This window comes from Anaerotruncus sp. G3(2012) (genome assembly GCF_000403395.2).
GTDB lineage: Bacteria > Bacillota > Clostridia > Oscillospirales > Ruminococcaceae > Anaerotruncus.
Genome location: NZ_KE159676.1, coordinates 203,539 through 215,019, shown reverse-complemented (window position 1 = coordinate 215,019; position 11,481 = coordinate 203,539). Strand labels below are relative to the sequence as shown.

Genomic DNA, 11,481 nt, shown 5'->3' with positions numbered 1-11,481 from the left:
CTTCTTCTCTTTTTTCTACTCCCTTGAGGAAAAGGTGTCAACTTTTTTTATACCATATCATACCTTGCCGAGCACGAGGCGGAGCTTGCCACCTACCGGGCGGCCCGGGCCGCTATGAATGAATTGTTAGGCGGTGAAAAACTCCCCAAAATGGACGCGCTGAAAAAACAGCGGCGGGAGCTGGCGGACAGGAAAAAGGCCCTCTATGCCGAGTATCGGCAGGCCCAGCGGGATATGCGGGAGGCCGTGGCGGTCAAGGCCAACATCGACCATCTGCTCGGCCTTACGGACGGGCGCACCGATAAGGAACAGACGCGATAGCGGCGGTGACGCAGCCAATCTCTTTGGGACATTTTGTCCCAAAGAGCCGGGTTTGGGGAGGCTCCCCAACAAGCATTTTTGCGGGCCTGCGGCCCAGCAAAAATTTCGGGTGTGGCCACACCCGAATTGCTTGCCGTTTGTGCGCTCCCTATAAATTCGCTAAAATTAGACCGTTTCCACCCCTTGCATGGCGGGGGATTTTCTGTTATAATTGCGTTGGTATATTTTTTCAAAAATTTCGGAAAGAGAGCTTGACAAACATGAGAAGTTGTGCCATCCTAAAGCAAGCAAGCAAGCAAGCAAGCAAGCAAGCAAGCAAGCAGAGCGGTGCTATAACTATTTAGCCCCGCAGTTTTGTCATGCTCAATTTTATACAGTCAAGACTGGCGTTCTTTTGCCCGCAGGAACCTGCGCGGCGGGGAGCGCCTTTTTGTTTTGAATATCGGCAGCCTGTGCTTTGGGACAAAATGTCCCGAAGTGGGCGGCCCGGCGATAAGCCGACACGGAGGTATATCATGCGCTCAAAAATCCTTTACACAGCCGGTTCCATTGTGGCCCTGCTGGTGGTGCTGACGATTTTCTTTTCCATCCGCCCGGAGGCATTTCTCCGCCGGGGTGAGGCCGCTGTGACCCAGGCCGAGGTGGAGGCCGCTGGCGCAGCCGTTTCTTTCACCGGGAAAAAGGCCGGGGCGGACATTCCCCGCGTCACCGGGGCGGAGGACTTCATGGCGCAGTACCCATTCGAGCAGTTTACGGTGGAGCCGGTGAACGCCGTTCCCACGGGCGTCTATGAGCTGGCCCGCTGGCGGAACAGTACCGCCGTGGTGGGCCACCGCACCCGCAACTACTCCCAGGCCACCACCAGCGCATTGTGGGCGATGACGGGCTACAACGAATATTACATCATCGAGTTTCCAGACGGCACTCACGCGCTGGCCCTGTTTGACCGTGGGCTTGCCGCCGATCTCGCCAAGGGAAAAGCCGTCACGCTCCCCATCAGCGCAAGGGCGGGGGTGAATACATACGCCAAGCCGTACTTGCAGGACATCTGCGCCGAGTACGGGGCGGATTTGGAAAATGTGGTGTACGCCTTTGACGATGGCTGGTACAAGGAACACAGCGGACAGATTTTGCTGATACGGCTGGGCGTTGTGGCTGGCCTTATCGTGGCTGGGGCGGTCTTGTGGGCCTTTGGGGATGGATTGTTGAAACGGAAATTGAAAAAACATAGCGAGGAGGAAATTACACCTATGAGCCGAAAGAAAGCAATATCACTGGAGGATTATCGCAACGAGGTACAAATCCGGCAGGATGGACTTCTTAACATTTATCCTGCTGATAGTTCAATATTGCCGGATTGGAACAAATTTCTTGACCAACACTGGGAAGATGAAAGCATTTGCTGGACACCGCCTTTCCTTGAGTGTATCTTTCAAGACCAGGAGGCTATTGTCCGCAATATTAAGCAAGAGGGGGAGTCCAAAGGTGCTATTCCTCTCTCACCGATTTTGACAGAGGCTATTCGCATCGCCGCTGGACGCTTACCGTCAATCCCGGACGACCTTTTTCAGATGAAAAATTTGGTGGTTGAACCGCGGGGACGGCATAGTGTGAGCGACCACTATCGAAATTTTACTCTATGGCAAGGGCGCTATGTTTTTACAAGAGATGTACGCTTTCTTACTTCCAGATTTTATAGTAGTCCCGGTGACTGGTCTGCTATTGGAAGAATGAAAAAGTTAAAAACATTGACTATCAAATACCTTGACATCCATGATTTCGGTTTTCTTGTAAGTCTGGAAAGTTTACAGCGGTTAGATTTAAGCGGCACAACCTTTTCCCAAGATGCTGTATTGGTGAGGTTAAAAAATTTGCAGCAGTTAGATTTATCAGACACAGGCTTTTCGGATTGCAGTATTCTTCTCCAACTGCCAAAGCTAAAGCGAGTAAATTTAGCACATTGTAATTTGCAGAATGAAGATGTATTGCAACAGCTCACCGCTGACATTCAGAAATAACGAAAGAACAGCTTTAGAGTTTTATAAAATCACCCAGCCGCCAACGGAAACGGCATATAAAAAAACCGTTGGATGGGCGGCTGTCTATTAACGCGCTCCAAACGAAAACGAACACCAAACGGCGGTTTTGAAACAATGGATTTCAAGACCGCCGTTTTTTATTGACACGGCGGCAAAAGGAGGTTACGCCGTGTCTTTCCATATTGTCCGCTCCCTTGATTTATCAAAAAAAGCCCGGGCCCCGGACAAGTATATTCCGCTATACGATGCGAAAATTGTTGTAATTTAGGTTATCCCCTCGCCTTGTGCGCTTGCGTGGTATTTTGCCGCGCAGGCGCTTTTTGTATGCCCGGCTTTGGGACAAACAGTCCCAAGGTGCGGGGCGGCTCCCCCGGGTGCCGCTCCCCGCCGCCCTCCATATCGTTTCCCGGCAACCCAACCACAAAAAACGATATGGAGGTACATACAATGACTATCATCAACTTGCGCGACTTTTACTACTGGTACACCCAGGACGAATATATGGAAGTTACTGACGATGTGGCCGAGGCGCTCCAGGCCAGCGTCCGCTACGAGGCGGCCTATACCGAGCGTGTCCGCTACAACAAGGCATACTATTCCTTGGATGCGGATGACGGCATCGAGTATTCCGCCTGCCTGCACGAGCTCACCCCGGACGAGGTTCTGGAGCTCAAGGAGCGGTTTATCCGTTTGTGGAACGCGCTGAACAGCCTGCCGGAAACCCAAGGCCGCCGGGTGGACGCTCACTTTATCCTCGGCATGACCTACCGGGAGATTGCCCAGGCCGAGGGCGTGGATAAGAGCGCGGTGCGTCGCTCTGTCCTGAGCGGCATCGCGCAGATGAAAAAATATCTGCAAAAAAATTTCTGATTGCCGTCTCCATTTGCTCCACTTTTCTGGTGGTATATGAGAGGAAGTTTTTTCTTCTCCACAACTGAATAGCGGGCGGCCCCGAGTGAACACGGGGAGCCGGGCGGCGGGTGCGCGGTGACTTCTCCCACGGGAGGACGAGCGACCAACACCACCGCCGCGTGTGGGGAATTTGCCAGCCCCACGGCCACGATCCGCGAGGGACAAGCTGGCCGCTTGCCGCTTGAGGCCGCCGCACAAAACAAGGAAATGCCGGGCCGCTACCTGCTGTCTTTTGACGGGCCAAACATACGGGCCCGGCGTTTCCATTTCAAACAAGTTCGAGACAAATTGTCCCAAGGTGAGGACAGGCCAAAGGGCAGCACTTTCGCGGTGCTGTCCTTTCGCGTTTCCCCACCAACCCAAAACGCAAAGGAGGTTTTACCGTGAAACTGACCGCACAAGAGCTGGAACAAATGAAAAGCGTGGACATCGGCGCGGTGAGCGCGGATGCGCTGGCTGACGTGAGCGGTATGGCCTTTGACCGCACCCTCCCCCGGGAGGAGCGGCTGGCCCGGTTTGTGAGACGGGCCGTCAATCCGTACTGCTTTAGCGTGGGCGGCGTGGGCGTGAAAATTGAGTTTGCCGAGGGCGGCCCCTCCCTCCAGGATACGCTGACCGCCTTTCTTATCCGGCAAAAGAGCGGGCTGTAACTGCTGTTGCGGCCTGCTCCCACTTCGAGACAAAATGTCCCGAGGCATCGGCATCCTTGTTGATTGCCCCGGGCAGAGTTATAATATAAGTGTAATGTGATAGGGAAGGAGGAACAATGGCACGAACAAAAAACAGAGGGTATCAGCAGACCTCGACCCCTACCTATACGGCCCGGCGTTGGAAGATGGGCGGCTACATCCGGCTTTCCCGAGAGGACTTGCAGAAAATCAACCGGGGGCTTGACGATAGCAACAGCGTGAAAAACCAGCGCGACATCCTCAACGATTTTCACAATAACCACATGGACGAGTTTGAAAGCTACACCGAGTATGTGGACGACGGCCACACGGGAACCGATACGGAGCGCGAAAGTTTCCAGCGGCTTTTAGGGGATGTGATGAGCGGGAAAATCAACTGCGTTGTGGTGAAAGACCTTTCCCGTTTCGCCCGGAATTACAGTGACGCTGGCAGTCTGATTGACAACCTTTTTGTGCAGATGGGCGTCCGCTTTATCAGCTTGGCTGAGGGCGTGGACAGCTATTTGAACCCGGACAGCGTGAACAGCATCATCGTTCCGATAACAAACGTAATGAATGACCAGTATTGTTATCAGACCTCAAAGAAAATCCGGCAGGTTTTCGATTACAAGCGGCGCAACGGCCAGTACATCGGCTCTTTCGCTCCCTACGGCTACATAAAAGACCCCAGGGACAAGCACCAGCTAATCGTTGACCCGGAGGCCGCTGAAATCGTCAAAAAGATTTATGAGATGTGCCTGCAAGGAACCACCAAACACGCGATTGTGCTTTATCTGAACGAACACGGCATACCCAGCCCCACGGCCTACCGGATGGAAAAGGGCCTACCCTATTCCCCCGCCGTGGCCGACAATCCCATGTGGGGAAACAAGATTGTCAATGACATTCTGAAAAACCCCATCTATACCGGGGATTTGGTACAGGGCCGCCGCCGGGTGAAAAGCTACAAGGTACACCAGATAGAGGCGGTGCCGGAGGAGGAATGGGTGCGCGTACCCAATACCCACGAGGCCATCATCACCCATGAAACCTTTGACCGGGTGCAGGCCCTCCTGCTCCGCGATACCCGGACAGCCCCAAAGGGCCGGGAGCTCCATTTGTTCAGCGGCTTTCTGAAATGCGCTGACTGCGGGAAATCCGTCACCCGGAGCCAGAGCGGGAAAAATATCTATTATGCCTGCTCCACCTACAAGAACCGCTCCCGGACGGCCTGCACGATGCACTCCATCAAGCACAACCGTCTGGAGGCCGCCGTCCTGTTCGCTATCCAGTATCAAGTGGGAACCGCCGTTTCCTATTCGGAAATGATAGCCCATATCAATACGGCCCCGCTGAAAAAAAGCCAATCCCACCGCCTTAACGACCAGATTGCCGCAAAGGAAAAGGAATTGACCAGGATAACCCGCTACAAGCAGTCTCTGTATCAAGACTGGAAAGATGGGGAAATCACCCAGCAGGAGTACCGGGATATGAAAGCCGATTATGAACGGCAGGCCGCCGAGCTTACGGATTTGCTGGCCCGGCTGACGGCTGAACGGAAAGAGCTCTCAAACGGCGTTGACCAGCAGCATCCCGCGCTGGTAGCCTTTGCAAAATATCAGAACATCGAAAAGCTGACCCGGGAAATTCTGATTGAATTGGTAGACCATATCAAGGTTTACGAAAACGGCAATATCAGCGTTCATTTCAAGTTTGCGGACGAGTTCCGCAGGATTGCCGAGTACATTGAAATCAACACCACCGACACCGCCGAGGCGGGCTGACCCCCGCCAAAGCATGAAATCCTTTTGACAGTGTGTTTTCCTAATAAAACGCAATCTTATGTATTAGGTGGTGACTCCACCCTCTACATAGTAACTCTTGGTTCGAGATGCTCATGCTTTCATTCTGGCTGCCGTCATCAAGGGAAATCCTGCAATAGAGGGCGGTTATTTTCTGATTCGATAGATGATTTTTCCTGCTCATAGGCTTCTCCTTCTATGAACAGGGACACGATACCATGATAATACCATGCCCCCGCCATTTGTTCAACTGTTTTCTGCAAGATTCCCGGTTTTTCTCCGGTTTCCGCCCTTTAGCCTGCCTGCCGTTTCTGCCATTCCTCGAACCGCTCACAGGTCTGCCTCTCGATAAGCTGCTCAAAAGCTTCCTGCATGGTCTGGCTGCCCGCAAACTCACGGGACACGATAAACTGCACCTTTTTCTTTTTGTTCCGGCTCTGCGCCGGGCGGTCTGCTTGTTTTGCCATAGGCATTTACCTCCATAAAGATACCCGGACGGCTCCGTCCGGGCGTGTGTCGTGTGCTGCCGGGCAGGTGGGAGCCTGACAACGGGGTCTGACAACGGACGTTAAAAAACCCCGCACACAAAACCCGGCTTTCCGTTTTCTGTTCTGATTGATTTTCTTTCTGTTTTTCCGTTGCTTTCGTTGTCAGGGAAAGAAAAAGCCCTGAAAAACGGCATTTGTTAGGCGGCTTCCCGGCAACGGGCTTGACAACGGGAGGGGCAACCAGTCGACAACCGGCTACGGTTTTCCCGCTTCCAGCCATTCCTCCGGCAGCCCAAGCTGGACGGCTTCCCCTTCGGGCAAAGGCTGGAAACCTGATTTTCCATGCCCTCCGTTGTCAGGCGGTGCCACCCGTTCCCAACCCTTCTGCCGGTTATAGGGCGAGGGAAAATGCCGGGGATTCTCAAAGGCTTTCCAGCCCGCCGCATAGTTCTTCATGATGGAATTAATATCACGAATATCATACTGTTTTGGTTCCTCATAAGCCGGGTGCCCCAGCCCTTCATGGTAGATTTGCAGGGAGCAGACCATCTTCCCGCCGTACCCGTCCAAGAAGTTCAGAATCCGGGTGGCGAGGGTGTCCTCCGGCATAAATGACCGCTGGTGCTCTTTCAGATACCGCTCCATTGCCGGGCTTAATTTCAGCTTTACATCACCTTTCCGGTAAACCTCCATGACCTCCGCCCACATCTGCCCGATATAGGCTCTGGAAGCGGCTTCATCTTCCAGAATATGAACCTCCGCCGCTTCCGCCTGCACCTGCACCGGTAAAAAACGCCGGTTCCCAGTGCGGTCAAGGGGCAGGAAGTCCAGCGTGTTGGAAGTTCCGGCAAACACGCACTGCCGCTTATGGTCTTTTGGGTGGACTTCATAAGGGGCTTTGTAGGTTTCCTTCTGGCGGCTCAAAAAGGACTTAATATCCTCAATGCTCTTTGCGTTCGCCGTGGCAATCATTTCCGACATTTCAATAATCCAATGCCCTTGCAGCTTCCGGTATATGTTATCATCGTCTAACTTCCGCAGGTCATCGGAAAACCACTCATCACGGACAGCAAGGAACCGGAAGAAAGTGGACTTCCCGGCTCCCTGACCGCCCACCAGACAGAGCATGACCTCAAACTTTGTCCCCGGCTTGAATACCCGTGTCACTGCCCCCAGCATGAACAGCAGGAGGACTTCATAATTGTAATTATTTACCTCCGCACCGAGGAAATGGCGCAGGGCATAGCGCACCCGCTCCGTCCCATCCCATTGCAGGCTGTTTAAATAATCACGGACAGGGTGATACCGGTATTCATTGGCGGCGACCTTGATAGCCCCCTCAATCCGCTTTTCCGAGGTCAGCCCGTAGTGTTCCTCCAAGTATAGAACCAGATATTGAATATCCACGTCCGTCAGGCGGCTCCCGTCCCGATACCAGCCAAGGTGCTTTACAATGTCAATCCGGTCAGTCAGGAGGTTATTGCTGAACGCCCCGCTAAGCAGCGGGTCATATAAAAATACCGCCTTGTAATTCCCCGGCGTGTTGGCGGTCTGCCCTTTTTGCGTGGTTTCCAACATCTGCCGGACTTCGGCAACTGTCTTTTCACCGTTCCGGCTGTCTGCTGCGGTTTCCCCGGCTTGTCTTTCCGCCGCCGGCAAACTCTGATACCCTCCGCTCAATCCGCTCCACCTCCTTCCCATGCCCCTTGATAACGGCGGCTTTTTCCTCCTTTGTCCCGGTCAGCAGCGTGTCTAAAAGATAACCCACATACTCCCGTTTCTGCATGGCTTCCACAAACAGCGGGTTCCACCCGTCCCCCGGTGATTTCGGCGCATATGCCGTTTCCCAACGCACCAACAAGCGGAGATAATCACTAAGCACCCGGAAACACTTTTTCTCCGCCTGTAAGAACCGGAGTTCTGCCGACAAACTCCGTCTGGCTGGTTTTGGTGAAGCCCGCCCCCGGCTGTCATAAGAAATGCCAAAATCCGCAGCCAGCTTTTTCGCCGCTTCCAGACCGGGCAGCCCATAAAGCCTTGCCACAAAGTCAATCACGTCCCCGTCCGCCTGGCAGCCGAAGCAATGGAACCGCTTATCCACCTTCAAGCTGGGATTCCTGTCATCATGGAAAGGGCAGCACGCCATGCCGTTCCGGTTCACCCGGATGCCGTACATTTCTGCTGCCTGTCTTGTTGTTACATTTTCCTTTACTGCTTCAAATACATTCATACTGTCCCTTCCCGGAAATAAAAAAGCATCTGCCATTTCCACAGCGGAAAGCAAATGCTTCAAATCTCCATATCTTTTTTTGTTGCTACCCTTACGTTCCTGCGCTCCATGCGCTCCCGGTTCACCCGGTCAGCTTCTATTTTCCCCCTTGCGAGCCTGTCCTTCATGGATTCCCTTGCCTTCTCTTTAATCTGCTCCTTGTTTGCACGGCTCACCTCCGGCTTTTGGAGCGCAGACTGGACTTTCCTTAACACTTTCTGCGCCGCATTTTTAATCTGCTCCTGAACCGTACACAGGCACTTCACGGCGAAATCTCTTTTCTCCTGCGGGGCTTTCCGTTCCGGCGAAGCCAGCCACTTTTTGTAATCCTCCACCGCCCGGATGTCCTCCTTCTGCGTTTCCGCCCGGACGGTATCCGCCACAACTTCGCAGGCTTTCTCATAAGCCGTGTCCGCCACTTCCTCCACCAGCGATTCCATGTCCGCAATCTTCATGGTGACAGTGGCAAGTGCCGCCCGCTTTTCCGAAAGTTCCCGCCCTTTTTCCGCAATCAGCCCCTCCTGCTTTTCCAGTTCCTTTTCTTTTTCTGAAACGGCTTTTGCGGCTTTATCAAACTTCTTTTCCTGCTCCGCTATGGCTACGGTGTTTTTCGTCAAGGCTTCCCCCTGTGCGGAGAGTATTTTCTTCTGTTTTTCAATGATGAAGTCCTGCTTTTCCAGATAATCCCGCCCGCCGTAGGACGGCTCTGCCTGCAAGTGAAGGTTATGTGCGGCGCAGATACGGAAAAGCATCTTCCGGCACTCCGCATCAAAAGTCTGCTTGCGGTTGTTGTTCCTTCCCTTTTTCTTATCCGGTTCAGGGAGCGGCACTCCCAGTTCTTCCAACGCCTTTTCCTGCTGGGGGCATAACTCCCCATACCGGTTTTTGCAATCGAATACATGGCGCTCATGGATATGCGGTGTCCCCTCGTCCAGATGGAGCGCCCAGTCCAGAAGATGCACGTGGGAACCAAAACGCCGGTCAAACTCTGCATAAAACTCATTCACAATCTGGAACAAGGTTTCCGGCGGGACGGATTCCTCCACCGTCCCAATCTGGTAAATGCTTTCCTCCGGGCAGGTCTTATTGTTCTTTAACAAATCCCTCACCGTGCGGTTGCGTTCCGTGTGCCGGTTCTTCTCGTTCCTTGCGTTCTGGGCTTCAATGAAATCCGAATAATTCTCGGTGTAATAAGCCAGTTCTATCTGCTCAAAGCTGAAATCCGGCTGGGAAGAATCCTCCCGGCTCCCGGCGGTGGTATAGCCCCGGTAGCAGTCCCAGTATACATTTTTCTTTGCCCGCTCCGAATCAATATGACCGCTGTTTTCCACGTCAAAGCGGCGGTCATTGTGGCGTGGGTTGTACGTGCCGTTTTTGCCGGAGCGTCCGTTGTGCCGTGTCAGTTTCAATCCAAAATCCCCCTTTCCTTTTTACCGATTCCCGGGCTGGCGGGAGGGCTGCGAAGCTGCCGAACCTGCGGGGCTTGCGTCAGGTAATACCCAGTATGAATTGGCGCAAGCGCCAACTCTAGCTGGGCAAGGCGTTTCACCCTTGACCCGATAAGGACTGCCGCCCTTAACCCGCCAATGGGCGTTGCCCCTTGACCCCAACAGGGCTGCTGCGCCCCTGTACCCCGCATAAAAGGTTGCCGCCAACGTGAGTGCGCTGCGCCCGCCCACGTCAAAGACGGCTCCCTTTTTCCGTATCAGAAAATCAGAACGCGCCGCGCTCGTTCTGATTTCCTACAGATACCGCAGCCATGCCCCATGACAGCCGGAAAAACACGCCCAAAACAGGCATTTCCGCCGTCCGGGGCTTCCCTGATGTCTGATACCTCTACCGTGAACCACGGGGAAAATACCGGCTCCGCACCCGTTGTTTTGACCGTAAAACGCCCCCAAATCAGGCAATATCCTTCCCGCTCGGCATGGACTTGAAGCCGTGTTCTTTGGCATATGCCCTCGCCGCCGCCCGCCGTTCCTCACTGTAAGGCGGAACCAGCCGGATAGACAGCCGGGACTTATCCAGAACATAGGTCACGCTCCCTTCCGGCGTGGACTTCTCCAAACGGCACAGGAGCGGATATTTTTTGCTGAACTCCGCCAGCCGCCGCTTCAAGTCCGCATTGAATGTGTAAATACTGGCTTCCTTCTCACCCTCGTTGAAGTTGACAATCGTTTCCTTTTCATACTTAGACGGCTTTCCCATAAAATCCCTCCCAGTCTGTGCTTTTTTCAACCATGCGGATATGCTTCTTTGCTTCAAAATATCCTTCCATTTCCAAACGGAGATGGCGGTAAAAACAGGGATACCATTCCCCGGCTCCGCCGTCATCCAGCTTCCTTGCCAGGCACAGCACCCGGCGTTTCACTTTTTCATCCACCGTCAGGGCAGTGACCCATTTCAGCCTGCGGACGGTGTTCTCATGGCTCCCGCACCCGAAGGCATATAAAATCTTCTTTTCCTCAATGCTTAACTTCATGTTCCATCCTCCATAATTGATAGTTTGTTTCCCTGCCGTTTTGCCTGCAATCCGTTCCTGCCCGGAATCACCCCAGCGTTTTCCGTTCCTTTGGTATGCTCCTGTCATGGCACTACTTCTCCGGGAACGGTATCACTTGCAGCCGGTCATTCTGTTTTCAATGTCCTGTGACACTGAAATCTTATCAAAATAAACCGGCTTCCCCCGTATGTCCGAAAGGCTGGAAAAATTCCCGAAAAACCAAAATTTCCACGCTTTCGGAAATGCCCTGTGCTATAATGGTCATGAACCCTGTTTTGAGAGGAGGGGCGCAATGTATATAAAACTGACGCTTCAGGAGAAATTAAAAGACGAGAGAACCAGCCGCCGCATGACCCTTGCGGAACTGGAAAAGGCAACAGGCATTGATTTTGTCAATATGAGTTGACACAATTCACGCAAGGAATATAGGATCTAAGCAGCAGCCGCAGTGAGGGACAGATAGAAGCGCTCTCTCTTGA

The 11,481-nt window shown here is 53.3% G+C and carries 10 protein-coding genes and 1 pseudogene; 5 read left to right on the top strand and 6 right to left on the bottom strand.

Annotated features, from left to right (window positions below; all coding sequences use genetic code 11):
• Positions 1-48 precede the first annotated feature (48 nt).
• The 5 genes and pseudogenes from C814_RS17815 to C814_RS17795 all read left to right on the top strand — a co-directional run.
• Positions 49-321 (top strand): annotated as a pseudogene (locus C814_RS17815) (hypothetical protein); the annotation flags it as partial.
• 515 nt (positions 322-836) lie between these two features.
• On the top strand, positions 837-2,339 hold the full coding sequence (locus C814_RS17810; protein WP_016316807.1) for a leucine-rich repeat domain-containing protein: 1,503 nt from the start codon (positions 837-839) through the stop codon (positions 2,337-2,339).
• Between the two features lie 468 nt (positions 2,340-2,807).
• Positions 2,808-3,230, top strand: a complete 423-nt coding sequence (locus C814_RS17805) for a sigma-70 family RNA polymerase sigma factor (protein WP_016316806.1) — start codon at positions 2,808-2,810, stop codon at positions 3,228-3,230.
• A 425-nt stretch (positions 3,231-3,655) separates the two neighbouring features.
• A complete protein-coding gene (locus C814_RS17800; protein WP_016316805.1) occupies positions 3,656-3,922 on the top strand; it encodes a DUF6870 family protein in 267 nt (88 codons plus the stop codon).
• Positions 3,923-4,038: 116 nt separating this feature from the next.
• Positions 4,039-5,724, top strand: coding sequence for a recombinase family protein (locus tag C814_RS17795; protein ID WP_016316804.1), 1,686 nt, complete (start codon positions 4,039-4,041; stop codon positions 5,722-5,724).
• Positions 5,725-6,035: 311 nt separating this feature from the next.
• Here C814_RS17795 and C814_RS24240 read toward each other — a convergent pair whose 3' ends face one another.
• The 6 genes from C814_RS24240 to C814_RS17770 all read right to left on the bottom strand — a co-directional run bounded on the left by C814_RS24240 (position 6,036) and on the right by C814_RS17770 (position 10,981).
• On the bottom strand, positions 6,036-6,209 hold the full coding sequence (locus C814_RS24240) for a hypothetical protein (RefSeq protein WP_004054174.1): 174 nt from the start codon (positions 6,207-6,209) through the stop codon (positions 6,036-6,038).
• A 276-nt stretch (positions 6,210-6,485) separates the two neighbouring features.
• Positions 6,486-7,808 carry a virulence-associated E family protein gene (locus tag C814_RS17790; RefSeq protein ID WP_051142479.1) on the bottom strand — a complete coding sequence of 441 codons (1,323 nt, stop codon included), beginning with the start codon at positions 7,806-7,808 and terminating at the stop codon, positions 6,486-6,488.
• 25 nt (positions 7,809-7,833) lie between these two features.
• On the bottom strand, positions 7,834-8,460 hold the full coding sequence (locus tag C814_RS17785) for a CHC2 zinc finger domain-containing protein (protein WP_242829023.1): 627 nt from the start codon (positions 8,458-8,460) through the stop codon (positions 7,834-7,836).
• A 59-nt stretch (positions 8,461-8,519) separates the two neighbouring features.
• Complete coding sequence (locus tag C814_RS17780) at positions 8,520-9,908, bottom strand: plasmid recombination protein (RefSeq protein WP_016316801.1); 1,389 nt, start codon at positions 9,906-9,908, stop codon at positions 8,520-8,522.
• 493 nt (positions 9,909-10,401) lie between these two features.
• A complete protein-coding gene (locus C814_RS17775) occupies positions 10,402-10,707 on the bottom strand; it encodes a hypothetical protein (RefSeq protein ID WP_016316800.1) in 306 nt (101 codons plus the stop codon).
• Complete coding sequence (locus C814_RS17770) at positions 10,691-10,981, bottom strand: hypothetical protein (RefSeq protein ID WP_016303745.1); 291 nt, start codon at positions 10,979-10,981, stop codon at positions 10,691-10,693. Before C814_RS17770 ends, C814_RS17775 begins: the two co-directional genes overlap by 17 nt.
• Between the last annotated feature and the right edge of the window lie 500 nt (positions 10,982-11,481).

Coding starts and splice junctions, on each gene's coding strand:
- C814_RS17810 (WP_016316807.1), top strand. CDS start 837: ATGCGCTCAAAAATCCTTTACACAGCCGGTTCCATTGTGGCCCTGCTG.
- C814_RS17805 (WP_016316806.1), top strand. CDS start 2,808: ATGACTATCATCAACTTGCGCGACTTTTACTACTGGTACACCCAGGAC.
- C814_RS17795 (WP_016316804.1), top strand. CDS start 4,039: ATGGCACGAACAAAAAACAGAGGGTATCAGCAGACCTCGACCCCTACC.
- C814_RS24240 (WP_004054174.1), bottom strand. CDS start 6,209: ATGGCAAAACAAGCAGACCGCCCGGCGCAGAGCCGGAACAAAAAGAAA.
- C814_RS17790 (WP_051142479.1), bottom strand. CDS start 7,808: ATGTTGGAAACCACGCAAAAAGGGCAGACCGCCAACACGCCGGGGAAT.
- C814_RS17785 (WP_242829023.1), bottom strand. CDS start 8,460: ATGAATGTATTTGAAGCAGTAAAGGAAAATGTAACAACAAGACAGGCA.
- C814_RS17775 (WP_016316800.1), bottom strand. CDS start 10,707: ATGGGAAAGCCGTCTAAGTATGAAAAGGAAACGATTGTCAACTTCAAC.
- C814_RS17770 (WP_016303745.1), bottom strand. CDS start 10,981: ATGAAGTTAAGCATTGAGGAAAAGAAGATTTTATATGCCTTCGGGTGC.